The following is a 26,941-nucleotide window of genomic DNA, read 5'->3' as shown; positions in this document are numbered from 1 at the left end:
TCGCCAGCACCGGGATTGACAACAAGTTCAATACGAAAGGCTGACGATCCCGGACTATTGTACCTTGCAGGAGCCCCAATGACGCGCGTCTGGTCGTATCGCCCGCAACTCCTGCATCTCGGCCTCTTTATTCTGGCTTATGTCCTGGGCTGCGGATTCGCTCAGGCGCTCGCAATCGTGCCCGGAACGGGTATCTCCATCTGGCCTCCAAGCGGACTGTTCATTGCGACTCTAATCCTCGCTCCCATGTGGAGCTGGCCGTGGTGGGTGCTGGCGGGCGGTCTGGCGGAACTGCTTGGCAATATCCTATGGTTCCATCTTCCCTTGCCCGTAGCCCTTCTTATCTATTCCGGCAACGCGCTCGAAGCCACCATCGGTGCATGGCTCGTGAACCGTACTTTGAAGCGGTCGGTTCGATTGGAAACCTTGCAGGAGGTTGTCGCATTCGTCGTCATCGGCGCAGGGATTGCGCCGATGCTGAGCGCGACGGTCGGAAGTGCCACGCTGGTCTGGTTCGGCATGTCTTCGCAAACCTTCCTGGACGCCTGGGCTCTGTGGTGGATCGGGGATGCCACCGGGGTCCTGATCGTGGCGCCGCTCGCACTTGTCGTGTTCCAGAGTTGGGGTGGCAAGGCCGAGTTTTCGGCAGCGCGGTGGGCGGAGGCTTGCGTTCTGGGGGTAATCCTGCTCGGCGTCGCCACCCTTTCGCTGAGTGGCTTTCTGCCCTTCGCCTACATCATCATGCCGCCACTTCTTTGGGCCTCGGTGCGCTTCGAATTCAAGGGTGCCACCGTTACGCTGGCCCTTCTTGCACTGATCACGGCGACATTCACGATATCCGGCGCTATCCAATTTGCCGGCGATGCCGAGACCCAGCGCCACAACCAGATCATGCTGCAGCTCTTCCTGGCGATCTCGGCATTTTCCGCGCTCATCGTTGCTGCCATATCCCGGCAGCATCAGCTGACGCTACAGAGCCTGCGCGACCGGGAGCGGGAGCTCTTGCAAATCGTGAACATGGTCCCGGTCCACATCAGGCGGCTGACGCCGGAAGGCGAACCGACCTTCTTCAACAAGCGTCTGGTGGATTTTTTCGGGATTGACCTGGATCAGTTGAACAAGCCGGGCACGAGCCGGCTGGCGACGAACATAGAAACCCTGGTCCACGAGGATGATGCACCCGTCCTACTGCAAGCGGTCCGTCGTTCCGTCGCCACCGGAGAGCCCTATTCCTTGAAGTATCGCATGCGCCGTGCGGATGGCGTCTATCGCTGGGTCGATGGTCGAGCAGAACCGCTACGCGACGAAAACGGCGCGATTGTGCAATGGTTCGCCATCTCCATCGACATCGACGACGAAGTGCGCGCCCAAGACGCGTTGCGGCACAGGGAGCGGCAGCTGCAGCAGCTGATCGACGCCGTGCCCGCCATGATTTGGACCACGACCCCTGAGGGAACGCCGACCTACCTCAACAAGTGGTACACGGACGTAACTGGCGCCACTCTTGAGGACTTTACCGCCAACGGCGGGACGCCGGCGTTCCCTTTAAACGTCATCCATCCGGACGACAGGGCCATGAGGGCGCAGGTGCGCACCCACGCATTCGAGACCGGCACGCCCTATTTTGTGCACTATCGCCACATACGGCGCGACGGCTCCTATCGCTGGACAGAGAGTCGCGCAGAGCCTTTGCGCGACGAGTCAGGCGCCATCCTCGCTTGGTACGCGGTAAGCGTCGACATACATGATCTGGTGACCGCGCGAGAGGCATTGCGCGACCGGGAACGGGAGCTCTCGCAGCTCGTCGACATGGTGCCGAGCCTGCTTTGGAGACTTAATCCAAGCGGCGAGCCGAGTTTCTTCAACAAGCGCATGATGGATTTCCTCGGTGTGGATAGGCCCGACGCCGGCAAGCTGGATACGAGCCAGATGGCAGCGATCCTCAACGCCGCTATCCACCCCGATGACGCACCCGGGCTCGCCAAGTCACTCAGTGACAGCCTTGCGACCGGCAACCATTTCGCGATGGACTACCGCCTGCGTCGCGCAGACGGCGTCTATCGATGGATGTCAGGCCGGGCGGAGCCGATGCGGGACGAAAAGGGGCAGATCATCCAGTGGTACGGCCTTTCGCACGACATAGACGATCAGACGCGCCTCTACAGCGACATAGCCGAGCGCGAAGCCAGAATCCGGCGACTGATAGATTCAGACATCATCGGGATCGTCATATGGGATCTGGACGGAACAGTCATCGACGCCAATGACGCGTTTCTCCGTATGATCCAGTACGAACGGGAGGATGTGCAGGCCGGCCTTCGGTGGTTCGATATAACGCCTCCCAAATGGCAGACCGTGCATGCCCGCGAAGAGGCGGAAGAACTTGCGGCGACGGGCAAGATGCAAGCCCGGGAGAAGGAGTATTTCAGGAAGGATGGCAGTCGAGTGCCGGTCTTGATCGGGGCGGCCTGCTTCGAAGGGCAGTCTCGACAAGGGGTTGCCTACATTCTCGATCTGACCGAACACAAGCGTGCGGAAGCTGCATTACGCAGCCGGGAACAGGAACTGTCGCTCCTCGTGGACATGGTCCCGAGTTATCTCTGGCGGATCTCACCAGACGGCCAGCCCGTCTTTTTCAACAAAAGACTTGTGGACTACCTGGGCCTGGATGTCGCGGGCCTGGACAAGCCGGACATGAGCCGGCTCGACGCATTTATCGAGACCGCGATTCATCCGGATGATGCCGTTGAGGTTGCGGACGCGTTCCAACGCTCCCTGGCGAGTGGTGAGCCACTTTCCATGAAATGGCGGATGCGTCGAGCTGACGGCACTTATCGGTGGATGGCGGCAAGCGCCGAAGCGATGCATCAGGACGATAGCATCGCCCAATGGTACGGTCTCTGCCACGACATCGATGATCAGTTGCAGAGTGAAGAGGCGCTGCGCAACAGCAAGCGGCAACTGGAGCAGATGATCGACGCAGTGCCTATCAACATCCTGAGCTACGATCCCGAGGGCAAGCTCACCTCCGCCAGCAAGCGATATCTGGACAATGTTGGAGCGGTGCCGGATCACGTCACGGATTTTGAGGGGCTGGCCCGGCATCTGGCTCACCCTGACGATCTCCCGGTCATGCTGCGGAGGGCGTTGGATGGCTTTGCGACAGGAACGCCTTTCGTGAATCGTTTTCGGCGGCGTACCAAGGACGGCGCCTATCCCTGGATCGAGGCCCGCGCGCAGCCTTTGCGCGATGCGTCTGGCGCGATCGTGCAATGGTACCAGGTTTCGATCGATATCGAAGATGAGATGCGGGCGCAGGAAGCTCTTCGGGAGAGCGAGTCGCAGCTGAGACGGCTCGTGGATGCCCTCCCGGTACAGATCTGGGCAGCGGCGGCCGATGGCGAGCCGTCTTACCTGAACAGGCGATTGGCCGAGTATGTCGGCCTGACGTTGACCGATCTCAGTTCGCCCAAAGCCACCCGGTTGCAGATGGCGATCCAGAATTCCGTCCATCCGGACGATGCCTCCGCAGTCGGGCAAGCTCTCATGCACTCGTTTACAACGGGCAGCACCTTCACGATGAAATACCGGCAACGACGGGCCGACGGCGTCTATCGCTGGATCAACGGGCGAGCCGAGCCACTTCGCGATGCAAACGGCAACATATTGCAATGGTATGGCGTGAGCTTCGACATCGATGACGACGTGCGCACCCAAGAGGAATTGCGCCGGACGCAGGAAAGGCTAGCGGTCGCTTCGCAGGCGGCAAGCCTTGCGGAGCTCTCGGCATCCATCGCCCATGAGGTGAACCAACCGTTGGCCGCCATCGTCGCCAACTCGCATGCCTGCCATCGCTGGCTGTCGTTCGAGCCTCCGAACGTAGCACGCGCCAACACCGTGATCGAGCGCCTGATCCGTGACGCGAACGCCGCCGCCGATGTCGTGAGCCGCATTCGGGCCCTGTTCAAGCAATCCACGGAGACAAGGAGCCGCGCGACGCTCTCGAGCGTCATAGCCGAAGCGCGTGGCCTGATGGCCGAGGAGGCCGCCCGACGCCGCATTCGCATGGAGTTTCATGTCGATGCCGACCTTCCTGTCGTCACACTGGATTCCGTCCAAATTCAACAGGTCCTCATCAATCTCTTCCGTAACGGCATGGATGCGATGGATCTCGTTGAAGGCGAAAAAGTCCTTGAGGTGCATGCGCATCGCGCGGGCAACGAGGTTCAGACGGAAGTCAGCGATCGTGGACGAGGCGTCGAATCTCCCGATCGTGTGTTCGAGCCCTTCTTCACGACGAAGCAGCACGGGATGGGTATGGGACTGGCCATCAGTCGATCGATCGTCGAGGCGCATGGCGGCCGTTTGTGGACCGAGAAGAATGAACCGAGCGGCGCGCGGTTCATTTTCACCTTACCAATTGCAGCGAAAGAGACCTCATGACGACGGACGACCATGTTGTTTTCATCGTGGACGATGATGAAAGCATTCGGGAGGCGCTCGGCGAACTCCTCGAGACCCACGGCATACACACCATCGCCTTCGGGTCGGCGGGCGAATATGTCGGCGGTAAGAAACCGGATGTCCCTGCCTGCCTTATCCTCGACGTCGAACTCCCCGATATCAACGGCCTCGAACTGCAGCGGCAGATCGCCGAAGGCGATCATCCGCCGATCGTTTTCATCACCGGACACGGCGATATTCCGTCGTCGGTGCGGGCGATCAAGCATGGCGCGGTGGACTTCCTCACCAAGCCCTTCAGCGATGCGGACCTCATGGCAGCGGTCCACACGGCGATTTCCCAGGATCGGGAAAAGCGATCGGAGCGGGCCGAACTGAGCCTGCTCAGGCAGCGATATCTGGAGCTGACCCCACGGGAGCGCGAGGTGCTGCCGCTCGTGGTCAGTGGTCTCCTCAACAAGCAGGCAGCATCGGAACTGGGGATCAGCGAAGTCACGCTGCAAATTCATCGAAGGAATGTAATGCAGAAAATGGGAACAGCATCGCTCGCCGATCTCGTGCGTATTGCGGAGAGGTTGGAGATACCTGTCACCCACTCGCGCCGCGCGGGAGGAAATTAGTCATGGAGAGAACAAGACCGACCATCGCGGTCATCGATGACGATCCGAGGTTGCTCGAATCGCTGGAGGAACTGCTGGAATCCGCCGGCTATGCGGCTTGCTGCTTCCGCTCGGCCGGGCACTTGCTGGTTCGCGGACTCTCGGACCTCGACCTTCTCATAACGGACATCGGCATGCCCGGCACGGACGGTTTCGAACTTCGCGACATCGTGAAGAAGGCGCGTCCGGAACTGCCGGTTTTTCTGATCACCGGCCGCCATGAAATCGCGGACCACGGCCGCGCCCAAGGCATCAGCGGTTTTTTCCGCAAGCCTTTCGACGCCCCTGCCCTGCTTGTAGCCATCGCAGACGCTTTGCAAAAATCGAAAAATGGAGGGTGACATGAGAGTTGAACAACTGCCGCGGAAATCGGCGCCGCTGTTACCACAGCACAAGAATGATGCCGAGCAGCCAATCGTCATCATCGTCGATGACGACGCGGCTGTCCGCGAGGCTTTGTCTGAGTTGATTCTTTCGGCGGGTTTCCGGTCAGTCGATTTCGCCTCAACCCAAGAAGTGCTCGACGCCGACATATTGGACAGCCCAGGTTGCCTGATCCTCGATGTGCGCATGCCGGGAGCAAGCGGGCTTCATCTGCAGCACCATCTGGCGCAAAACGGCAATCTCAAGCCAATCATTTTCCTCACCGGACACGGCGACATCCCGATGACGGTGCAGGCCATGAAGGCCGGCGCGGTGGACTTTCTCACCAAACCGGTGCGGGATCAGACGCTGCTCGATGCGGTGATCGCCGGGATTGAGCTCGATGTTGCGCGGCGCGCGGAGGCTGTTGTCGTCAAGCGCAATCTCGAGCGCTTGGAGACACTGACGCACCGGGAGCGCGAAATCCTACGCGAAGTCGCACGCGGGCGACTGAACAAGCAGATCGCCTTCGACCTCAGCATCAGCGAAGTGACGGTGAAGCTGCATCGCGCCAACGTCATGCGCAAGATGGGCACCGGCTCGATCGGAGAGTTGATCAGGGCATGGGAAACGTTGCCGACTGCGATGCGGGAGGCGGGTGGCTCGAAATTTTGAGTTGGCTGAACAGATGCCGGCATTGGCGATGATGCGCCGTTGGTTAGATAGCTTCGATGGCTTTTGCCTCGCGGGCCATGAAGTCACAGAATAACCTTACGCGCAGCGGCACCGTGCGGCCAAACGCGTGCAGCGCGTTGAATGGAAGCTTGGGAAACCCCATCCCCGACGCGACGGCGACAAGCGCACCGGATTCTAGTTCTTTGGCGACCAGGCATCGCAGAACATAGGCGGCCCCCAACCCGCCGAGCGCAGCCTGAATGAGGGCTGCTCCCGAGTCGCAATCCACGCGCCCTGACGGAGTGAAGCTCTTCCCATCCGCCAGGGGCAAAGGCTGTATCACGCCGCCCGGCGCATATCGGGCAAAGGGCATCGCTGCCAGGGCTTCGTCGCTGGTGGGATTGCCCCAGGCTTTAACAAGAGCCGGAGATGCGACGATCGCCATTCGCAGGTCGGCGAGATGGCGCACGATCAGATCACCCTCCAGGGGTCTACCTGCACGCAGCACGACGTCATAGTCCTCCCTGATCAGATCGACAAACCGATCCGTGAGACCGATATCGAGATGAAGGTTCGGATGGTCGGCGGCAAAGCTCGAAAAGAGACGCGGGAGCAGAAGAGGCGCCAGTTCGCTCGGCATGCTGATGCGCAAGCGGCCCGACGGCGAGGCATCGGACCTGATCGCCTCGTCACTCGAATCCAGATCCCGCAATAGCGGCGCAACGCGGTCGAAGAAAACCTGACCGTCCTGGGTCAGCGTGAGGGCACGGGTGGAGCGCAGGAATAGGCGCGCGCCGATCTTCTTTTCCAGCCGCGCCACGCTCTTCGACACCGCGGACGGCGTCGTGGCCAGGTCACGCGCGGCGGCGCTGAACGAGCCAGCCTCCACGGTCCGTACGAAAGCCATCAATCCCGACGTCTCGTTCAGCAGGTTTGCCACTTGCACCTCCGCGGCACAGATCATGTGCCCGCCCATGATCTAATGACGCCGGGAGGCAACGTCTATCTCATCTCTTGTTGAAAAGGAGATAAGCAATGCAACACCTTAAAGACAAGGTCGCCATCATCACCGGCGGCAATAGCGGCATCGGCAAAGCGATCGCACAGCTCTTCGCGGAAGAGGGAGCGCAGGTCATCATCACTGGCCGGAGGCAGGATGTCGTCGATCGGGCCGTGAAGGAAATCGGCCATTCAGCCATTGGCTTCGTGGGCGATGTCGCCGACCTCGAAGATCACCGCAAGTTGGCGGATATCGTCAGGAGGAGCTTCGGCGGAATCGACGTCTACGTGGCCAATGCCGGTGTCATCAACCTTTCCGCGTCTGCCAATGTCACCCCGGAAGACTATGACCGACACTTCGCCATCAATGCGCGCGGCGTATTCTTCGGCGTGCAGGCAATCGCGCCGCTGATCCGCGACGGCGGCAGCATCATCGTGACGAGCTCGCTCGCGGCCACGAAGATCCTCCCAAATCATACGGTCTATGCCGGGTCGAAGGCGGCAGTCGCCGCCTTTGCGAAGAATTGGGCGATCGAATTCAAGTCGCGGCGGATCCGCGTCAACATCCTGAGCCCGGGGCCGGTCGAGACCGAAATCCTCGGCAAGCTCGGCGTATCGGAAGCCGAGCGCCCGGCCTTCGAGGACTACATGTCCGAGCTTATCCCCGCAGGTCGGCTGGGACGGTCGGAAGAGCTGGCGCGCGCCGCACTGTTTCTCGCCTCTGATGCAGGAAGCTTCGTCAATGGGATCGAGCTTCACGTCGACGGCGGCATGACCCTGGCTTGAAAGGATTGGAAAAATGCAAAAGCCACACACAACCCCGAGATCATCGCCTTCACCAACCGCCCGGCGGAGCAGGCAGCAACTGTCGGATGGAAGAGATGGAGGATATCGCATCCGCCCCGTTCTTTACAAATCGCTTGTATCGAACCATTGTAAAGCGTATTTCGTCGCGCGATTTGTCGCACGAGCCGAACCTCTTCGGAACTATAGTTCTCCAACCTATTTTTCTGGCAAGTATCACTATTGACATAGCTACAAATACACTTGCCACCTCCCACATCACTAAGCGACACCATGTTCCTTGGCTGAAGCAGGGAAATTCCCCATTCCGTTAGGCAAGCTTTGAAACCCTCGCGCGAATGGCGATGCGGTAGTGTCTCTCAACCGTCAATTCCGGCGGGAGGAAGAGGAGAGATACAATGAAAATCAAGGGCCTAGTAATTGCAACCGTGTTTGCTCTTTCGTCGATCTCCGGCGTATTCGCTGCGGATAATGAAGCCATCACGGATCAAACCGGTTGGGGCAACAGCGCCGGCACGTTCCAGAGTGGCTTCCGTAACTTCAGCGGCACCGGCCAAGTCGGTATTCGAAACAGCTCGACGACCATTCAACATGGCGCATTCAATGAATCCGGCACGGCCCAATTCGGTCGCCGCAATGACTCGCTTACCGTACAACAGGGCCTAGGAAACGTCTCTGGCACGCTGCAGTTTGGCCGCGGAAACAACTCGCAGACCTATCAGTCCGGCGTTGGCAACAACTCTGTGACCATCCAGCATTAGTCGAGTATCCTTGAAGGTCAGCGGCGGTGCCGCTGACCTCTTTTGCTCTGGAGTCCCACAATGATTGCTGCCCTGCCACCCGTTCACTGCATCATCGAACATCATGAGAAAGGGGGCGCCATGACCCTCGTCCCGACGATCGAAAGCGACGGCCGTGGCCGAGGTAGCTATCAGTTCGAGATTTTCTCGAACTCCAATGGCAACACCTCAAGCAACGTTCAAGGCGGCGATTTCCAGAAGGATGACCCGGGACGGCTCGCGCTTTCGCGATCAACAGTCTCCGCGTCGCCAAACGGATGGAGCGCCCGCCTGACTGTCTATGGTCCGAATGGCGAGAAGCTCTGCGTGGTGTCGGTGCCGTGACATTTATGCACCGTTGGTGCGATCTTCCCCGCACGCAAAACGGCCGCTAATTGATTGTACACTAAATTATAATAGTAATAGACCTCGGTGCGTCGCGTCGGCGTGTGTTAGCGGCTATCTTGGGGTGACGAGGGAATGGGGATCTGCCTGGCTGTTCGGTCGCACAAGCTGCCTGCTGTCCTCGCTGTGGCCTTGGCAAACCTTGCAACTACGACATCCATTGCGGCTGCGGATGACACCAAGCCTGCGCTCGTAGCGCAGAACGAGGAAGCTGCACTAACCTTGCAGATCGGGGCCGGCATCAACTGGCTGAGCTTGCCAAGCTGGGGTTCGCATCGACCCGATTTCTTCGGAAGCGGGGACAGCAGGGTCGTTGACGACGGCCCGAATTTTGGCATCAGCCTGGATGTGCCGCTCGGGCAGATAGGATCACAGCCGCTGATCCTGGAGTGGAACGGCAGCATCTCAGACCTTTCTTCCAATTCCACGGACCGTACGAGCCTTTCCGGGCAAAATTCCCTGAACCTGGTCTATGGTAATTCCGCAAACGGCAACATCAGCACGCTATTCGCGTCACCTGCCGGCACCCTACCAGCGGTTGCAACGGTTAATGTTACAGTCAACGACAGCGCAGGCGGGACAGTCGGCACACTTATTTCAAGCTCCTCACCGGTGGGCGGACGTGTGACTCAGTTTGCCTCGAATAGCGCGATAACCGGCGGCACCTTTGCCGCGCTCCTCACGAACGGCGATACACAAAGCGCCGCGGCCTATGCTGCCTATGCCGACAACACTGGGATGACCCTTCGAGCTACCGGCGACCTCAGTAACAGCTCAATCGTCGATGAGCGCAGCGAGGACGCCACGGTCATCGATCAGACACTACTGCTTGGCGCTCCGATCGACCTTCAAGGCGGCTGGACGATCACGCCCAAGTTTGGCCCGATGTATAGGTCCATCGATCGCGACGTGGATTTTCGTCGGACGCTCCAAATTACCGCGAACTACCCGGGTGTCGTGGTTCCGCAGGTCAGCGTCGCGCAGGACGACGAACTCGATGCACGCTATGTCGGGGCGTTGGCTGAGCTCTCGGTCGCCAAGGCATTGCAGCCGGATCTCAGCGTCTCGTTCGATGCGAGATTTGGCGGGGCCTACCTGCATTCCCACTATCGAAGCCATTATTCCGCAGTTCTGCCGAGCGTATCGACGGGCGCCTTCGACTTTGTCTCCCAGACGCGCGACGACGCCAGCTTGCTTGCCGGCGTTGGCGCCGGGCTGCGCTACGCGCCCACGGAGAATCTGCAGGTCGGCCTGGACGCCGGCGTGAACTACATTAACAAGGTACCGACGATCAACTATGTCGCAGATGCGGGCGGCGTATCGCCCACGATAGGCATGAGTCATGCCATCGATTACAACGTCTCCGTCAGCGTTACCTGGCGGTTCTAAGCAGCACGATCAGCACATCGCGGAGAGCATGGAAAGGCAGTGCAGAAACTGCGTCTGCCGGTTCACGCCCACGCGTGCCATCGCAGAGGCAAGCTGATTATGGACTGTATTTTTCGAGACACCACGTTGCCGCGCGATTTCGGATGCCGTTTCCCCCCGCAAGAGGCAATAGGCAAGATCGGCCTCCGTCGGTGTCAGGCCGAAGATGGACTTGATGGTGTCAGGCGCCAACAGACTGTTTCCGCCGAGCTCGCGTATCGTGAGCATGTAAACGCGCTCGTTGGTCGCAAAGACGTTCTTGAACTGCGAGCCAAGGCCGACACGTCCCGACAGCGCATCGACGCTGATGAGCCATTTGACGTTCTTCACCTTGTCTTCAACCCAGGCAACGTGTCGAACACGTCCATGCGACGACGCCATACCGATCAGCCGGGCAACCTCGTCCTGAAGTGCCGTGTCGACGAAATCGATCACGGAGTCGCTATATTCGACTAGCAGATGCGACGCTTCGACAAATTTCTCGAAGCTCCCATTCGCCAGGCGAACCTGATAGTCTTCCGTAATGATCGCAGAGGGTGCGGACGAACTGAAGAAGGCGCTCTCCATATGTGCGGATTTCTCACGCTCCAAGAGCGTGGTCTTCTGGATTGCAAAGGCCGTCTGAAAGTGCGGCAGCAATTTCATCAGCGCTTCGGCCGCTCTATCTGTTTCACTCCGACCCGGGCGATCGAAATGAAGCATCAGTGCAATCCTGCGTCCGCCTTCCTTGACGAGAACGAGTATCAGAAGGCTGCCCTCGACACCAAAGCACTCGTGCACGGGCTTGTCCCATTGCGGATTGAGCTTGGCCTTCAGGTCGATCGTCAGGAACGCCCCCTGTCCCAAGGTAAGCGTCGCCGCGTGCAGTGCAGCGATCATCTGCGGATTGCAGAGCGCGGCTTTCGGGACGCCCTTTGCAAACACGCTCGCGCGCCGATCCTCTGCCCCCTTGAAGCCCACGACTGCCCCGGCGGCAGCCTTGGTGGCATTGATCAGCTCCGCTATGACCTTCTCCCATTCGGGAGGGCTTACCACGGTTTCGTAGATTAGTTGTACCAAAGGCAAGTAAATGTCTTCACCAAAGCTATTGATCATCGGACCCACTCCAACGCTTGGCGAATTTCTAAGATTTTTAGGCCCGGCCGCGTCGTTTCAGAACGCTGCCGCTCGATATCGCCTACTGCGGCACCATTGCCGCGCATTCGCCTCATGAGTGTTTTCAGGCTACCTTTATCCCGGTCCGACCATGCGGTCGAAGGTGGTTCCCAGCCACTTGCCTGTCGGCTTCACGCCCTCAGCGGCCTCAAGAGAAGCCGATGAAAAGCCAAGGCTCTTTATGAAACATCGGATGCCTCCTCAAGATTGAGTCTTTTTGTTCTCAACTTGCTCGGCCGATGCCGATCACAAGCCAAAAGCGCTCATTGGCCTTTCAAGCACCAAACAGCGCTGAAAATGCACGCCGTGCCGAGAATAGTCTCACCACGTGTCCCTAAACTAGAGATTCTAAGAATAGCATGCGCTTTCTTGTTGTAAAATGTAAAATGACGCGAGTTTATTACAACAATAGGGGTATATATTATTGCAACCGATAGAGAGACTATTAACATCCGGTAATTGAACTTCAAGCCAATTGAGGTGGCCGAGGCGCCGCGCATACCGCATATGTCGTCTTGCTTTCTTGGCGCCCCAACTCGCCCTAAGCGTGCGCCATCCAGATGCGACTCCCGCGCGGAAGCCGCACTCGTAACCAAACGGATAATAATTGACGCCTTCCGGTCGGCGGCCTAGAACCGGTGCTACACTCCGCGCCAGCCCGCCTAGCCGACTTGCTGGTCATTTTTTGGCACTTCGCGGAGCACCCGGAGAAGATCTCATGTCCCATACAGCTCTGCGCTCGAACCGCGCGCTCGTCGTCGCCATTATCATGCTCGCGACTTTCATGGTCGCGATCGAGGCCACGATCGTCGCGACCGCCATGCCGAAGATCGTTGGGCAGTTGGGTGGCTTTACCTATTACAGCTGGGTCTTCTCGGCTTTTCTTCTGGCCCAGTCGACGACAACCGTCATTTACGGCAAGCTTTCGGACATCTTCGGGCGCAAACCGGTGCTGATTTCGGGCATCCTGATCTTTCTCTTCGGTTCCCTACTCTGCGGGCTGGCATGGTCGATGGCTTCGCTGATCGTTTTCCGCCTGTTGCAAGGGCTTGGCGCCGGGGCTATCCAGCCGGTAACAATGACAATCATCGGCGACCTCTTCACGCTCGAGGAGCGAGGCCGCGTGCAGGGTGTCATGGCGACAGTGTGGGCCACATCGGCGGTTGTCGGGCCGCTCGCCGGGGGTGTGATCGTCGATACCATCTCCTGGGCCTGGATTTTCTGGATCAACCTGCCGATCGGAATCGTGTCGATCGCCGCTTTCTCCCTCTTCCTCAAGGAATCGGTCGCGCACAAGCAGGCGAAGATCGATTATCTCGGCGCCATCCTGTTTTCGATCGCCGTCATTGCGCTGCTCGTCATCCTGACTGAAGCCGCGGATGCCAAGGCGTGGGTATTGGCGTTGCTCGCCCTGGTGTTCGCCGTCGCCGCCGTCCTTTTCCTGCTGCAGGAGAAGCGGGCGGCCGAGCCGATCATTTCCATTGCTCTCTGGAGCCGCCGGCTGGTCGCGACCAGCAACGCCGCAACACTGCTTGCCGGCATGGCGCTGATCGGGCTTTCGACCGTATTGCCCATGTACGTCCAAGGCGTCCTCGGACGGTCGTCGATCGTCGCGGGCTTCACGTTGACCATGCTGGTCGTCGGGTGGCCACTGGCTGTGATGCTCTCCAGCCGCTTGTTCAGGGCGTTCGGCATCCGACGCACGCTACGGGTTGGAAGCCTCATGTTTCCCTTCGGTGCTTCCTTCCTGCTCTTCCTGACACCGGACAGCCACCCCGCGCTCGCGGGAGCAGGCTCGTTCTTCATGGGCTTCGGCATGGGGCTGATCAGCCTCACCAGTATCGCGCTTGTACAAGACAGTGTCGAATGGTCGATGCGCGGCAGCGCCACAGCGTCGATCATCTTCGCCCGCAGCCTCGGCAATACCCTCGGAGCAACCGTGCTCGGTGCCATTCTCAACGCCGGCATCAGCCACTATGCCGCCGGGGACGCAGCAAGCTCGCTGCATGATGTTCTGAACCAGCCAACCGGGCTTTCCGAATTGGCCGCCGATCCCGCAATCCGCACCGTCTTCGATGCATCGCTTCACTGGACGTTCTGGGGCGTGGCGGTGGTTGCCGTTCTCACGTTCCTGTCGGCCTGGCTCATTCCTGTGGGACGCGAGCAAGGCCGGGCATCGGTGACGTCAGCCGCCAGCGAAGCGTCGCACTAAACCTTCAACTGGACCACATGTGATGCTCGAAAGAGGATCGTCAGGCCAACCGGCGCGTCATTTCTTAAGGAACCAGGTCTGTTCTCCTTCGTCTGTCTTTCATCAGGGAAAGAGAACTGAGATGTGAAGGACCCTTATGAATTGCACTGCTGCAGCTATGGCGCTCTGTTCGTTCGTCGCACCCGCAATGGCTGACAGCGTGCCCATAATGCGCGAACGGAGCTACGACGACGAGTACGATCGTGTGCGTCCCGGAATTACCATCAACAAGCACGGCATCCGAGTTGGCGCGGGTCGCGATCGTGACCGCTATTATCGCGATGGCTGCTACACCAAGACCGTCAGAACGATGACCGACGATGGCGATGAGGTCACCAAGACAGTACGCCGCTGCCGATAACGTTGAATGGTGAGCAGGCCTTTCTAAGCCCCAAAATAACACGCGAAGGAATTGCCGCAATCGAGGTGAAGAGGAGGATTTTGTCGCTGACGACGCAAATGACTGCCGGCGGTACATGCGCGCCCATTCGCCGGTAGAGGGAAAGCAGGCGTGAAATAGAACTTAGCCCGGTTCCGGCCGGGTTTTCTCTCAAGATTGGCTTTCCGCCAGAACCTCGTCGGAGGGCGTCAGTGGAATTGATTGCAGCAGGGTCTGGCGCGCCGAGCGCAAGTGCAGACGGCAGGCGGAATCGATCGCTGCCTGATCACGAGATTCCAGCGCGGCGATATAATCCAGATGCTCATGAATGGCACGTTCGTTGCGCTCGCGAGCGAAAGCCTTGTTCCACTGGTAGTGATAGTGAAAGATGATCGCGATAGCATCGTAGAAATCGGCAATGAAGCGGTTCCGCGAAGCCGCGTGGATGAGCAGATGGAAGCGCTCGTCGAGAGTGGAGAAATCCTTGTAGCGCGTGTCGAGATCACGCAGCATCGCCTGATGATCCGCCTTGATGTCAGACAGCGCGCGCCACGCGTCGCTCTCTGGCGGAAGTTTGCCGAATTCCGCCGCCGAATGCAGCTCGAACATCTCGCGCACGTCTGCGAGTTCAAGCGCAAAATCGCGTGTGAAGCCCTTGAGAATCCAGTGGCTGTTCGGCCGTTTCTCGATCAAGCCAAACCGCGAGAAGCGGATCAAGAATTCGCGGACACTCGTGGTGCCGGTGCCGATCTCGCGCGCGAGCTCCAATTCGTTGATCTGCATGCCCGGTGCGGCATCATCCGACAAGATGCGCTGCATGAAGCTTCGCTCGATGATGTCGTGAAGTGAGTTGGTCTCTTCTGATGGAAAGAAATCGGCTTCGGTCGGCTGCCTGAGGACGATCTTCTGACGCTTGTTCCAACGAATGATGCCGGCATCGCTGAGCCGCGTCAGGATCGCGCGCGCAGTGCTGCGACTGATGCCGAGCTGCGCCGCTATTTCGGGCTCCGAGGGCAATGCCGCATCCGTTCGCAAAGCGGCGGCATAGCGGTTGTACGCTTCCTTGAAGACTGTATTCTGCCTTGCCATGCACACCCCGCCCTTTTGCCCCGGCAACACGGATCGGACGGCCACGAAGTTGCGGCGCGAAGCGTGGCAGAAGCTTATCTGTCAGCAATCCTTATCTTATTTTGGATTGCATGCGGCTGTTTGCCTCCCTCGTCCACAGGATGAATAATCCCGTTGACTTGAAAATGTTTATTGTAGATAAAAAACAAAATCAATGAGCATTCGCCGACGAAGCGAGTGTTTCCCCTAGGGAGAAGAATGTTGACCAAGGACCCCTGGATCATCCTGTCTGCCGGCGACAACGTTGCGGTTGCGACGGCGGCGATCCCATCCGGCGCGACGGTCGCCGGCATCCAGACCCGCGAGAAGATCGACCCCGGTCACAAGATCGCACTCGCCGATATCCCGCTTGGCCAGCCCATCATCAAATACGGGCAGGCGATCGGGCGGACGACGGCGGACGTGAAGGCCGGCGACCATATTCACAGTCACAATCTGCACTTCGAGAACGACCGTCTTGCCGCGACCGCCAACTCGGCGCCTGAGGAAGCAACTGCAGCGGATCGTGCGCGCACGTTCATGGGCTATCGTCGTGCCGACGGCCGCTCGGCGACGCGCAACTACATCGGCATCATTGCCAGCGTCAACTGTTCCACCACGGTTTGTCGGGCGATCGCCGACGAGGCCAACAAGACGATCCTGCCGCATTTCGACGGTATTGACGGTTTCGTGCCGATCGTCCATGACCAGGGCTGCGGCATGAGTTCCACAGGTGACGGCATGGCCGTGTTGCACCGGACCCTTGCCGGCTATACCAGGCATGTGAACTTCGGCGGCGTGCTGATGATCGGCCTCGGTTGCGAAGTCAACCAGCTGACACTCTACGGCCAAAGCGGCGCCGGGAACTCCAAGCGTCACTTCAACATTCAGGATGCCGGCGGCTCGCGACGCGCCGTCGAGCGCGCCATGGGCATGCTGCGTGAAATTGCGCAGGATGTCGGCAAGGAAAAGCGCGTGGCGCTGCCGATCAGCGATATCATCATCGGCCTCCAGTGCGGCGGCTCCGACGGCTTTTCCGGCATCACCGCCAACCCCGCGCTCGGCGTTGCAGCCGACCTGCTGGCAGCTGCCGGCGGCACGGCGATCCTCTCCGAAACCTCCGAGATCTACGGTGCCGAGCACCTTCTGCGCAGCCGCGCCGTCAGCGACGAGGTTGCCCGCAAGCTCGACGACAAGATCGCCTGGTGGGAGAAGTACGTGGCGATGCACGGGGCATCGCTCGACAATAATCCGTCGCCCGGCAACAAGCGCGGGGGCCTGACGACGATCCTTGAAAAATCACTCGGAGCCGTCGCCAAGGGCGGACGCTCGCCTCTGACAGCCGTCTATGGTTATGCCGAGCGCGTCAGCGCACCGGGCCTCGTCTTCATGGACACCCCCGGTTACGACCCCGTCTCCGCAACTGGTCAGGTAGCCGGCGGCGCGAACATGATCGCCTTCACCACCGGCCGCGGCAGCTGCTTCGGCTGCCGCCCGGCGCCCTCGATCAAGCTTTCCAGCAATTCGGCTCTCTATGCCTCGATGGAAGAGGACATGGATATCGACTGCGGCACGATCGCGACAGGCGATGCGACGATCAGCGCCAAGGGCCGCGAGATCTTCGACCTGATCATCGACACGGCATCCGGCAAGAAGACGAAGAGCGAGGAATTCGGCTACGGCGACAATGAGTTTGTGCCGTGGCATTTGGGTGCGACACTCTAAATCAGATGCATATCAAGTCTTCAGGGGAGGAATAATGAAGACGAGGAGGATCGGCAGCACGGCGCTGGAGGTGACCGAAGTAAGCTTCGGCGGCGCCGCTCTCGGCGGCCTGTATCGCGCCTGCCCGCGCGAACAGGCTATGGAGACGCTTGAGGCTGCATGGGACAGCGGCATTCGCTATTTCGATGTCGCGCCGTGGTATGGCCTCGGTCTCGCCGAGCGTCGTTTCGGCGACTTCCTGCGCGACAAGCCGGAAAGGGAGTGGGTGCTCTCGACCAAGGTTGGTCGGCTGCTGCGCCCGGTGCCGACGGGAACCGTTCCAGACTATAGCTATGTCGACCCACTCTCCTTCGATGCCGACTACGACTATTCCTACGATGGCATCATGCGCTCGGTGGAATTCAGCTATGCCCGTCTCGGACTGAATCGGATCGACATACTCTACGTTCACGACCTTGGCGGATACACCCACGGCGCGGCGAAGAACGCTGTCTTGCAGAAGCAATTCCTGGACACCGGCATCAAGGCGCTCGATGAACTGAAGTCTTCCGGCGCGATCAAGGCCTTCGGCCTCGGTGTCAACGAGATTCCGGTCTGCCTCGACGTGATGCGCAATGCCGACATCGACTGCATCCTGATGGCCGGGCGCTATACGCTGCTCGACCGGTCAGCGGTTGCCGAACTGCTGCCGCTTTGCAGAAAGAAGGGCACCTCGCTCGTTGTTGGCGGCGTCTTCAATTCCGGCATCCTTGCGACGGGCCCCGTGCCCGGCTCGCATTTCGACTACATGCCGGCGACAGACGATGTCCTCGCCAAGGTCGGGGGCATGGAGAGGATCGCTACCAAACATGGCGTGTCGCTGGCTGCCCCGGCGCTCCAGTTCCCGCTCCGCGATCCGCTCGTCTCCTCGGTCCTGATCGGCACGGCCAAGGCTTCGAGCCTGACACGCAACATGGAGCTTTTCGAGCCAGCCTTGCCGGACTCGATCTTCCCGGAATTCGACTCTCTGACGCTCGTCGCGCCGCCGCTCGGCGAAGACGCCGTGCGTGTATAAGGACGGACCATGCTTAGAGGTATCCACCCCATCCTCAATCCCGACCTGCTGCGTGCGATCGCCCGCATGGGGCACGGCGACGATATCGTCATCGCCGACGCCAACTTTCCCTCGAGCACAATGGGTCCGGAAGTCATTCGTGCCGATGGCGTCAGCGCCACCGACATGGCCGAGGCGATCCTGACGCATTTTCCGCTCGATACGTTCGTGCCGGAAACGGCGTGGCGCATGCAAGTTGTCGGCGACCCGACCGCAGTGCCCGACGTTTGCGCCGAATTTCAGGAAATCGTTTCGAGGCGCGCCGGCGACTTCAAGATCGCATCCCTCGAACGCTTCGCCTTTTATGAGCGTGCCCGCACGGCCGCCTATATTGTCGCGACGACAGAATTCCGGCTGTACGGTAACCTGATTTTGAAGAAAGGTGTTGTTCGCCCCGACGAAGTCTATCGCGGCTGACAGCACTTTAGACTGCGGATGAACGATTGGAAAAACAATTACTTGCGATAGATAAAGAAACAATGAGCGAGCCGCTTGCAGTACTTGCAATTTGACTTTCGCTCGGCTAGCTTCTCGTGGTAACTGTTTTTTATCGATAAAAATCGCCCGCCTGCGTTCAGCGGTACGGTTTCTTGGAGGAGAACGCACCTAGGAGGAGAACTACATGCGCATGAAATCCATTCTGTCGCGCCGAGCCTTCACGGCTCTCGCGGGTGCTGCCGCTATCGCCACCGCAATGCCGGTAACGTCGTTTGCAGCTGACGTGACGATTCCGATCATCGTCAAGGACACGACCTCTTTCTACTGGCAGATCGTTCTGGCCGGCGCCCGCGCTGCCGGTAAGGATCTAGGCGTCAACGTTCCGGAACTCGGCGCACAGTCGGAGTCCGACATTAACGGCCAGATCAGCATTCTTGAGAATGCCGTAGCCGGCAAGCCTGCCGCCGTTGTCATCTCGCCGACGGAGTTCAAGGCACTCGGCAAGCCGATCGATGAAGCCGCCAAGTCCGTACCGGTCATCGGCATCGACTCGGCCGCCGATTCCAAGGCTTTCAAGTCGTTCCTGACGACCGACAACGTCCAGGGCGGCCGCATCGCTGCTGACGGTCTTGCTGCTGCCATCAAGGGCGCAACCGGCAAGGAAGAAGGCGAAATCGCCATCATCACCAGCCTGCCGGGTGTCGGCTCGCTCGACCAGCGCCGCGAAGGCTTCCTGGAAGAAGTCAAGGCCAAGTATCCGGGCCTCAAGGTCGTTGCCGACAAGTATGCTGATGGCCAGGCAACCACCGGCCTCAACATGATGACCGACCTGATCACCGCCAACCCGAACCTCGTCGGTGTCTTCGCTTCGAACCTGATCATGGCACAGGGCGTTGGCCAGGCGATCGCCGAGAATAAGCTCGGCGAGAAGATCAAGGTTATCGGCTTCGACAGTGACGACAAGACCGTCGGCTTCCTCAAGGACGGCTCGCTTGCCGGTCTCGTTGTTCAGGATCCCTACCGCATGGGCTATGACGGCGTGAAGACGGCGCTCGCCGTATCCAAGGGCGAAAAGGTCGAGGCCAACGTCGACACGGGCGCAAACCTGGTCACCAAGGCCAACATGAGCGAACCGAAGATCGACGCTCTGCTGAACCCCAAGGTCAAGTAAATCACACGACGAAGGCCGCGCGAGAGGAATCCTGCGCGGCCTTCCTTCACCTATGTTATCGTCCGCATGAGGAACGCGGGCGGCGGTGGAGAGACGGCAATTCGCGAGGAGGAAACGCCCATGAGCCTGGAAGAGGTCAGTCATCGACACGATGACAGCGCCACGCTGACGGAGGCAAACCGCATTCCCGCGGGCGCCCCGATCCTCGAACTTAAAGGACTTCAAAAGAATTACGGCTACGTCCAGGCGCTGAAGCCGGCGACGATGACGTTCCTGGCCGGCGAGATCCACGCGATCGTCGGCGAGAACGGGGCAGGCAAATCGACCCTGATCAAGCTGCTGACCGGTGTGATTACCAGAACGGCGGGCGAGATTCTCTGGTGTGGCCACCCCGTGGCCCTGGCAACGCCCAACGAGGCGATCGCGCGCGGCATCAACGCCGTCCACCAGGAAGTTGTTCTCTGCCCGCACTTGACGGTGGCAGCCAACCTCTTTCTCGGCGACGAGGTCAATCAATACGGGCTGATGCGCAAGAAAGAGATGGAGAAGATGGCGCAGGCCGTCCTCGACGATCTCGGCTTCGGACTGCCTGCCGGCGTGCCTCTCGCCGATTTGACGATCGGCCAACAACAACTCGTTGCGACTGCGCGCGCGGCCATGCGCGGCACGCAATTCCTGATCTTCGACGAGCCAACAGCCTACCTGACCCGCCAGGAATCGGCGCAGCTTTTCAAGCTGATCCGCCGCCTTCAAAGCGAAGGCGTCACAATCGTCTACATCAGTCATCGCATGGAAGAAGTGTTCGAACTCGCGGACCGCGTTTCGGTGCTGCGCGACGGCACGCATGTCGGCACACGCACCATCGGCGAGACGAATGAAGCCGAGCTGATCGCGCTGATGATCAACCGCTCGATCGAGCAGATCTATCACAAGGAAGAGATCCCGATCGGAGACACGATCCTTGACGTGCGCGGGCTTTCCGGACCGGGCTTCGAGAGCGTCTCGCTCTCGGTCAAGGCCGGCCAGATCGTGGGCCTCTATGGCCTGATCGGCGCAGGGCGCAGCGAATTCGCGCTCGGCCTGTTCGGGCGGGAAAAGACCACGGCCGGCGAGATCCACTGGATGGGCAAGAAGGTCGACATCACCAACGAGCGCACTGCAATGGAACTCGGGATCGCGCTGGCGCCGGAAAGCCGCCGCGACCAGGGACTTTGCCTCAACCTGCCGATCGGGTTGAATATCAATCTTCCGGTCTTCAAACGGTTGAGCAAGGGTCCTGTCATCAGCCACAGCGAGGAATCGCAGAATGCCGACCAACAGATCCGTGACCTGGCGATCAAGACGCCGAGCCGGCGTGTCCTGGTTTCGGCCATGTCGGGCGGGAACCAGCAGAAAGTCGTCATCGGCAAATGGCTGAGCTACGGCGCTCGCCTCTTCATCTTCGATGAGCCGACGGTGGGCGTCGACGTCGGTACGAAGGCGGAAATCTACCGGCTGTTTGCAAAGCTTCTCAAGCAAGGCGCGGGTATCATCCTGATCTCCTCCTATCTGCCTGAGGTTTATGAGCTCGCCGACAGGCTGCACGTCTTCCGCCGCGGCCAGCTTGTTGCAAGCCACGACTTCCACGCGGCAACACATGAAGAAGTGCTCAGCGAAGCGATCGGTGTCTAAAAGAAAAAGAGGGAGAGAGAACCAATGACCGTAACCCCCACCGATATCGCCGCGCCGCCGCCGCGCCGAAAAGTCAATATCCTATTCGGCCTGACCCTCATCGGTCTCCTGGCCTTCCTCTGGATCGTTCTCGGCTTCGTCACAGCCAGCTTCTGGACGCCGCTGAACATTTCCAACCTGCTGCGGCAGGGCGCAATGACGGCCATTCTGGCGCTCGGCCAGACGTTCGTAATCATCACCGCCGGCATCGACCTTTCGGTCGGCGCGATCGTCGGATTCTGCACCGTTATCCTGGCTTGGCTGCTGCAAGCAGGCGTGCCGGTCTGGGCGTCCATCCTGATCACACTGCTGATCGGCGTCGGCATCGGGGTATTCCACGGCTTCGGCATCGTCAAGATGGGACTGCCGCCCTTCATTATCACGCTGGCAACGCTGACCTCGCTGCGCGGCATCGGACTTTTGATCACCAATGGTTCGACGATCAACATCGTCAACGAGCCCTTCACGAACTTTGCCCGCGCCGACTTCCTTGGCGTGCCGAGCCTGTTCTGGATGGTTATTCTTGTTGCAGTCCCGTCCTACGTCTTCCTGCATCTCAGCCGTTGGGGGCGCTATCTTTTCGCCGTCGGTTCGAACCGTGAAGCGGCCCGCCTGTCGGGTGTCCGGGTGAACGGCATCATCTATCTCGCCTACATTCTCTCGGCGACATTTGCTGCCTTCGTTGGTGTTCTGCTTGCTTCCCGTATCGCGATTGGCAACGCCACGCAGGCGGACGGATGGGAACTGCAGGCGATCGCTTCGTCCGTTATCGGCGGCACCAGCCTGTTCGGCGCCATCGGCTCCGTGCACGGTCCGCTCATCGGCGCTTTCATTCTGGCGACCATCAACAACGGTGCGAACCTGCTGAACGTCAATTCGTTCTGGCAGCGCATCATCACCGGCCTGCTGATCATCGTCATCGTCTACTTCGACCAGCTGCGCCGCCGCCGCACGCCGTAAGCCGGCAGCGAGACAGGGAGCCGGCCCAAAGGCCGGCTTCTTCCATCTAGGGAATGCGAGATCATCATGAAAGCAGTGCTCTGCCAAGAACCTGGCGTCCTCGAACTCGTGGAACGCCCCTCACCCGGCGCGCCTGAATCCGGCTGGGTACGGCTTGCGGTGAGCCATGTCGGAATCTGCGGCACGGACTACCACATTTTCGAGGGCAAGCACCCGTTCCTGGAATATCCCCGCGTGATGGGGCACGAGATCTCGGCGACGGTTGTCGAAGCGGGCGAAGGCGTTGCCATGGCGGTCGGAACGCCTGTGGTCGTCAACCCGTATCTCTCTTGTGGCACCTGCGTCGCCTGCCGCCAAGACAAGCCGAATTGCTGCACCAATATCAAGGTGCTTGGCGTTCATACCGACGGTGCTTTCTGCGACGAAATCACGGTGCCTGCCGGCAATCTCTATGCGATGAAGGGCGTGAGCCTGGAAGCTGCAGCCACAACGGAGTTTCTTGCAATCGGCGCCCATGCCGTTCGCCGTTCGATGGCGCCGACCGGATCACGCTCGCTCGTCATCGGTGCCGGCCCGATCGGGCTTGGGGCCGCAATCTTCTCGCGGATATCAGGGCATGAGGTGACATTGCTCGACACCAGTCAGGAACGGCTGCAGATGGCCGTTGATCGGTTCGGCTTTTCCTCTAGCATCGTTGCAGGCGAAGGTGCCGCTGATGCTGTCAGGGCGATGACTGGCGGCGACGGTTTTGACGTCGTTTTCGATGCCACCGGCTATGGCCCATCGATGGAGAAAGCCTTCGGTTTCGTCGCCCATGGCGGCGCGCTGGTGCTGGTCAGCGTCGTGAAGGACGATATTCGCTTCTCCGATCCGGAGTTCCACAAGCGCGAAATGATGGTCATCGGCAGCCGCAACGCGACCCGCGTGGACTTCGAACATGTCGCGGATTCGATCGCCAAGGGCCTCGTACCGGTCGAGCAGTTGATCACCCACCGTACGACTTTGGAGAATGCGCCACGAGACCTGGCACGCTGGGCTCATGAAAAGAGCGGCCTGATCAAAGCGGTCATCAAGGTCGGCGCTTAAAGCGCGTCGATCGCCGCCCGCATCTGGCGAACGACGTCGGCATCCGTCCGGTTCGTTGTCGCTGCTTCGAAGCCGAAGGCAACCGCCCGTGGGTCGATGCTGTCGACCCGTGAGCTGCAGGAGGCGTGAACCTCGCTTGCGCCGGTGGCCCGCAGTATCTCAGCGACGTTGCCTGGACGCACGCCACTGCCGGGCATGATCGAGATACGGCGAGCCGCCTTGCGGGAGAGACGGCTCAGCGTTTCCAGGCCGTCGATCGCCTTCGGCACACAGCCTGACGTCAGGATGCGCTCGCAGCCGAGTTCGATCGCCTGTTCCAGTGCTGCACCGGGATCAGGGACGAGATCGAAGGCACGGTGGAGGGTCGATCCAAGTCCCTCGGCACGCGCCCTTAGCCGGCTGATCAGAGGCATGTCCAGCCTGCCGTCCTGGCGATTGGCGCCGATGACGACGCCGGCAAGGCCGAAGGCGCGCACGGCATCGATATCGGCCATCATCGCCTCTTCGTCAGCCGCATCGAACACGAAAGGGCCGGCGTGCGGGCGGATCATTGCATAGACCGGAATGGGCGCAGCCGCGGCAGCTTTCATCAGCCCGGCGACCGGCGTCAGCCCGCCAAGCTCCAGCGCCGAGCAGAGTTCGATACGGCCCGCACCGCCGGCAATTGCAGCCGCAAGCCCCTGCGGGCTGTCCACGCACACTTCCAGCAAAACGCTCACGCTCGAATCTCCTTGTCCGCCGCGCCGTCCATTTAAGCGAAAGCGTTTTCTTGCGCGACGGGTTCGGCAATTATTTCGGCAACGGCGGCGACAATCACGGCACTTGCGTCAGCCGAGGCTTTCCGATGGTTGAAGGCGACGTGATAGGACATCGGGATGGACTCCTCAAGTTCGACGATGCGAACCTTGTCGGCAATGGGCATGGCGCTGACGCGGCCAAGAAACGAGATATAGCCATGGTTGGCGACAAGGTCGACGATCACAGGCAGAGAGTCGGCGGCAGTGATATCCTGGTTGCGGTGCCTGCGATTGGCAGTGCGCTCGTGGCTTAGCGCCATCGTGGCGTGTCCAAGCCCCGTCCTCGAACTCGGCGTGCAGATCGCGTGACCTTCGACAAGCTCGGCCACCGTCCGCTCTCGGCTTTGCAGCGGTGCTATCAGGACCATCTCGGTCTTCAGCAACTCGCGATGCTGGAAGCGCTCAAGACCAAAAACGGAGTCGAGAATGGCAACGTCGATCCGGCCGGATTTCAAAGCTTCCCGCAAGTCATCCGCCGTCATCAACACCAGAGACAGGGCATTCTTGCTGCGGCGGGCGTTCCATTCGGCGACGAGAGCGCCAAGGCATCGTGCAACCCAACTTTCCGATCCTGTCGGAATGATCGAACCGATGCGCAGCGCCCGCGCCGTGCGCTGATAGCGTTCGTCAGCGGACGCTTTCAGATCATTCCACTCCTGCGTGATGGCCTGCAAGATGGCATAGATCCGGCTACCCTGCTCCGTCAGCGCGGAGCCATTAGCCTGCCGCTCGAAGAGGCGATGACCGAGCGCCTTCTCCAAAGTCGCGATCTGAAGCGAAAGCTGCGGCTGACCGAGCTTCAGCCGTCGCGCCGCCCGGTTGATGCTGCCTTGGTCAGCGACCTCAAGGAACCGCTCCATCGTGGTGATCTTGATCGGCAGACGCGACGGTTCGTTGGTCCCCATCCAGTTCGCGAGCTCTTCAGCTGCCCGCACGATCGGGGCGAGTTTTTCGCGCACGTCGTTGCTGGCGAGGAGCGTCGCAAGCTCGCCGGAACTGCGCTCTGTCAGCTTCAGGGCAAGCTCCGTTTCGAGATTGCGGACGGCGGTCGAGACCGTCGATGCTGCAAGCGAAAGGCTTCGCGCCGTCTCTCTGACCGAACCCGATGTGAGCACGTGACTGGCGACAAACAACGTGCCGAGCTGCAATCGCTTTCTCCGTAACAATATGAAAAATCGAACGATATGATGTGTTCGCGAAAAAAGATATCCCTGTCGGGAAATCAGACGGCTATCGTTCCCGCCAAGAACAAAACCGGGTTGGACAGTAAAAGCACTGAAGAGCACCGGACATCTGCGGAAACACGCAAGGGAACAAAAACAAATCGCGGCAGCGATGGAAAAGGAAATGCATTTTCGCGCAAGCATTTGCATTCACCGCCATAATCGCACCGCGACCGCGAAACTGGTGAGGCTTGCATCGATTTTTCGAACGCGAACGCTATTTCCATGACGCACGTATTTCCGGCATGATCGCAGCCAGACTGCTTTCGCCGGTGATTTTATACGTGGAAGGCTCCCGCCAGGGCCTGCCACGAGGTCAAACGGTGTAAATCAAGGGGACAATCCATGTTGAAGAATTTCGCTCTTGCCGTCACGCTTTCCGCCTTTGCGGCAGGGGCGGCCCATGCTGCAGACGTCGTCGTTTCATCGAAAATCGATACTGAAGGCACGCTGCTTGGCAACGTGATCGTGCTCGCGCTCAACGCAAACGGCATCAAGACGCAGGACCGTGTTGCGCTTGGGACGACGCCGGTTCTTCGCAAGGCAATCACATCAGGCGAAATCGACATCTATCCGGAATATACCGGCAATGCCGGCTTCTTCTTCAACAAGGCCGACGATGCAGCCTGGAAGAACCTCGAACAGGGCTACGAACTGGCCAAAAAGCTCGATTACGATGCCAACAAGATTGTCTGGCTGGCGCCTTCTCCCGCCAACAACACCTGGGCGCTCGCGGTCCGCAACGACGTCGCCGGCCCGAACAACCTGAAGACCATGTCGGATTTCGGCAAGTGGGTCGCAGGCGGTGGTGCGGCGAAGCTCGTGGCTTCCGCCGAGTTCGTCAACTCGGCTGGCGCGCTTCCGGCATTCCAGACGACCTACGGCTTCACGCTGAAGCCAGACCAGGAAATCGTCCTTTCGGGCGGTGACACGGCCGCGACCATCAAGGCGGCAGCCGACCAGACGAACGGCGCCAACACCGCCATGGTCTATGGTACAGATGGTGCGATCCAGGCCGCGGAACTGACGGTTCTCGAGGACGACAAGAACGTCCAGCAAGTCTATGCGCCGACCGCGATCATCCGCGAGGAAGTGCTGAAGGCAAACCCGAAGATCGAGGAAGTGCTCGCACCGATCTTCAAGAGCCTGAACGCCGATGAACTGCGCAAGCTGAACGGCAAGATCCAGGTCGACGGCGAACCGGCGAAGTCGGTTGCCGAAGGCTTCCTGAAGGAAAAGGGCTTCCTGAAGTAATCTCGTTGCCCGATGCTCC

General features: G+C 59.8%; 23 protein-coding genes. 18 read left to right on the top strand and 5 right to left on the bottom strand.

Features of this window, described 5'->3' with window-relative positions; translation table 11 throughout:
* Nucleotides 1-78: 78 nt before the first annotated feature.
* From RHIBUN_RS33095 to RHIBUN_RS0105570, 4 genes are read left to right on the top strand one after another with little or no spacing between them, the layout of a single operon-like run.
* Entirely contained in the window at nt 79-4,443 is a 4,365-nt protein-coding gene (locus tag RHIBUN_RS33095) for a PAS domain-containing protein (protein ID WP_025658797.1), read from the top strand.
* Nucleotides 4,440-5,081, top strand: coding sequence for a response regulator (locus tag RHIBUN_RS0105580; RefSeq protein WP_025658796.1), 642 nt, complete (start codon nt 4,440-4,442; stop codon nt 5,079-5,081). The genes RHIBUN_RS33095 and RHIBUN_RS0105580 overlap by 4 nt, the downstream gene beginning before the upstream one ends.
* Nucleotides 5,082-5,083: 2 nt before the next feature.
* Entirely contained in the window at nt 5,084-5,461 is a 378-nt protein-coding gene (locus RHIBUN_RS0105575; RefSeq protein WP_025658795.1) for a response regulator, read from the top strand.
* 1 nt (nt 5,462) lies between these two features.
* A complete protein-coding gene (locus RHIBUN_RS0105570; protein ID WP_025658794.1) occupies nt 5,463-6,158 on the top strand; it encodes a response regulator transcription factor in 696 nt (231 codons plus the stop codon).
* Between the two features lie 43 nt (nt 6,159-6,201).
* On the opposite strand, the gene RHIBUN_RS0105565 is transcribed toward RHIBUN_RS0105570, so the two are convergent.
* Nucleotides 6,202-7,134 carry a LysR family transcriptional regulator gene (locus tag RHIBUN_RS0105565; RefSeq protein WP_025658793.1) on the bottom strand — a complete coding sequence of 311 codons (933 nt, stop codon included), beginning with the start codon at nt 7,132-7,134 and terminating at the stop codon, nt 6,202-6,204.
* A 59-nt stretch (nt 7,135-7,193) separates the two neighbouring features.
* Here RHIBUN_RS0105565 and RHIBUN_RS0105560 point away from each other — a divergent pair, with 59 nt between their 5' ends.
* The 4 genes from RHIBUN_RS0105560 (at nt 7,194) to RHIBUN_RS0105545 (ending at nt 10,534) form a co-directional block, all read left to right on the top strand.
* Nucleotides 7,194-7,943 carry a glucose 1-dehydrogenase gene (locus RHIBUN_RS0105560; RefSeq protein ID WP_025658792.1) on the top strand — a complete coding sequence of 250 codons (750 nt, stop codon included), beginning with the start codon at nt 7,194-7,196 and terminating at the stop codon, nt 7,941-7,943.
* 416 nt (nt 7,944-8,359) lie between these two features.
* Nucleotides 8,360-8,722: a hypothetical protein gene (locus tag RHIBUN_RS0105555; RefSeq protein WP_018857653.1), complete on the top strand. Its 363-nt coding sequence runs from the start codon at nt 8,360-8,362 to the stop codon at nt 8,720-8,722.
* 60 nt (nt 8,723-8,782) lie between these two features.
* Complete coding sequence (gene csgH / locus RHIBUN_RS0105550) at nt 8,783-9,085, top strand: curli-like amyloid fiber formation chaperone CsgH (protein WP_025658791.1); 303 nt, start codon at nt 8,783-8,785, stop codon at nt 9,083-9,085.
* A gap of 135 nt (nt 9,086-9,220) precedes the next feature.
* Nucleotides 9,221-10,534, top strand: coding sequence for a hypothetical protein (locus RHIBUN_RS0105545; RefSeq protein WP_025658790.1), 1,314 nt, complete (start codon nt 9,221-9,223; stop codon nt 10,532-10,534).
* 9 nt (nt 10,535-10,543) lie between these two features.
* Here RHIBUN_RS0105545 and RHIBUN_RS0105540 read toward each other — a convergent pair whose 3' ends face one another.
* A complete protein-coding gene (locus tag RHIBUN_RS0105540; protein WP_025658789.1) occupies nt 10,544-11,668 on the bottom strand; it encodes a helix-turn-helix transcriptional regulator in 1,125 nt (374 codons plus the stop codon).
* 778 nt (nt 11,669-12,446) lie between these two features.
* Between RHIBUN_RS0105540 and RHIBUN_RS0105535 the strand changes: the two genes are divergently transcribed.
* Both RHIBUN_RS0105535 and RHIBUN_RS33090 read left to right on the top strand, forming a co-directional pair.
* The gene (locus tag RHIBUN_RS0105535) at nt 12,447-13,940 is read left to right on the top strand and encodes an MDR family MFS transporter (RefSeq protein WP_025658788.1); all 1,494 of its coding nucleotides are present in this window, start codon (nt 12,447-12,449) and stop codon (nt 13,938-13,940) included.
* A 136-nt stretch (nt 13,941-14,076) separates the two neighbouring features.
* Nucleotides 14,077-14,340 carry a hypothetical protein gene (locus RHIBUN_RS33090; RefSeq protein WP_245271631.1) on the top strand — a complete coding sequence of 88 codons (264 nt, stop codon included), beginning with the start codon at nt 14,077-14,079 and terminating at the stop codon, nt 14,338-14,340.
* Nucleotides 14,341-14,529: 189 nt separating this feature from the next.
* Here RHIBUN_RS33090 and RHIBUN_RS0105525 read toward each other — a convergent pair whose 3' ends face one another.
* Entirely contained in the window at nt 14,530-15,447 is a 918-nt protein-coding gene (locus tag RHIBUN_RS0105525) for a GntR family transcriptional regulator (protein WP_025658787.1), read from the bottom strand.
* A gap of 240 nt (nt 15,448-15,687) precedes the next feature.
* Between RHIBUN_RS0105525 and RHIBUN_RS0105520 the strand changes: the two genes are divergently transcribed.
* The 7 genes from RHIBUN_RS0105520 to RHIBUN_RS0105490 all read left to right on the top strand — a co-directional run bounded on the left by RHIBUN_RS0105520 (nt 15,688) and on the right by RHIBUN_RS0105490 (nt 23,648).
* A complete protein-coding gene (locus tag RHIBUN_RS0105520; protein ID WP_025658786.1) occupies nt 15,688-17,190 on the top strand; it encodes an altronate dehydratase family protein in 1,503 nt (500 codons plus the stop codon).
* 34 nt (nt 17,191-17,224) lie between these two features.
* Complete coding sequence (locus tag RHIBUN_RS0105515; protein ID WP_025658785.1) at nt 17,225-18,244, top strand: aldo/keto reductase; 1,020 nt, start codon at nt 17,225-17,227, stop codon at nt 18,242-18,244.
* A gap of 9 nt (nt 18,245-18,253) precedes the next feature.
* A complete protein-coding gene (locus RHIBUN_RS0105510; protein ID WP_025658784.1) occupies nt 18,254-18,700 on the top strand; it encodes an RbsD/FucU domain-containing protein in 447 nt (148 codons plus the stop codon).
* Between the two features lie 205 nt (nt 18,701-18,905).
* Complete coding sequence (locus RHIBUN_RS0105505) at nt 18,906-19,892, top strand: ABC transporter substrate-binding protein (RefSeq protein ID WP_025658783.1); 987 nt, start codon at nt 18,906-18,908, stop codon at nt 19,890-19,892.
* A gap of 120 nt (nt 19,893-20,012) precedes the next feature.
* Nucleotides 20,013-21,563 carry a sugar ABC transporter ATP-binding protein gene (locus tag RHIBUN_RS0105500; protein WP_025658782.1) on the top strand — a complete coding sequence of 517 codons (1,551 nt, stop codon included), beginning with the start codon at nt 20,013-20,015 and terminating at the stop codon, nt 21,561-21,563.
* A 24-nt stretch (nt 21,564-21,587) separates the two neighbouring features.
* Nucleotides 21,588-22,562, top strand: a complete 975-nt coding sequence (locus RHIBUN_RS0105495) for an ABC transporter permease (protein WP_018857666.1) — start codon at nt 21,588-21,590, stop codon at nt 22,560-22,562.
* Between the two features lie 66 nt (nt 22,563-22,628).
* Nucleotides 22,629-23,648 carry a zinc-binding alcohol dehydrogenase family protein gene (locus RHIBUN_RS0105490; protein ID WP_025658781.1) on the top strand — a complete coding sequence of 340 codons (1,020 nt, stop codon included), beginning with the start codon at nt 22,629-22,631 and terminating at the stop codon, nt 23,646-23,648.
* On the opposite strand, the gene RHIBUN_RS0105485 is transcribed toward RHIBUN_RS0105490, so the two are convergent.
* Together RHIBUN_RS0105485 and RHIBUN_RS0105480 are read right to left on the bottom strand one after the other, a co-directional pair.
* Nucleotides 23,645-24,367 (bottom strand): copper homeostasis protein CutC, encoded by a 723-nt coding sequence (locus RHIBUN_RS0105485; protein WP_025658780.1) that lies wholly within the window; start codon nt 24,365-24,367, stop codon nt 23,645-23,647. The two genes, RHIBUN_RS0105490 and RHIBUN_RS0105485, sit on opposite strands and share 4 nt — an antisense overlap.
* A 32-nt stretch (nt 24,368-24,399) precedes the next feature.
* Nucleotides 24,400-25,593 (bottom strand): LysR family transcriptional regulator, encoded by a 1,194-nt coding sequence (locus RHIBUN_RS0105480; protein ID WP_025658779.1) that lies wholly within the window; start codon nt 25,591-25,593, stop codon nt 24,400-24,402.
* A gap of 420 nt (nt 25,594-26,013) precedes the next feature.
* Here RHIBUN_RS0105480 and RHIBUN_RS0105475 point away from each other — a divergent pair, with 420 nt between their 5' ends.
* A complete protein-coding gene (locus RHIBUN_RS0105475) occupies nt 26,014-26,922 on the top strand; it encodes an ABC transporter substrate-binding protein (protein ID WP_025658778.1) in 909 nt (302 codons plus the stop codon).
* Nucleotides 26,923-26,941: the final 19 nt, after the last annotated feature.

Source organism: Rhizobium sp. IBUN, assembly GCF_000510625.1.
Lineage (GTDB): Bacteria > Pseudomonadota > Alphaproteobacteria > Rhizobiales > Rhizobiaceae > Rhizobium > Rhizobium altiplani.
The sequence above is the reverse complement of the archived record's forward strand: the minus strand, read 5'-3'. Positions and strand labels throughout refer to the sequence as shown.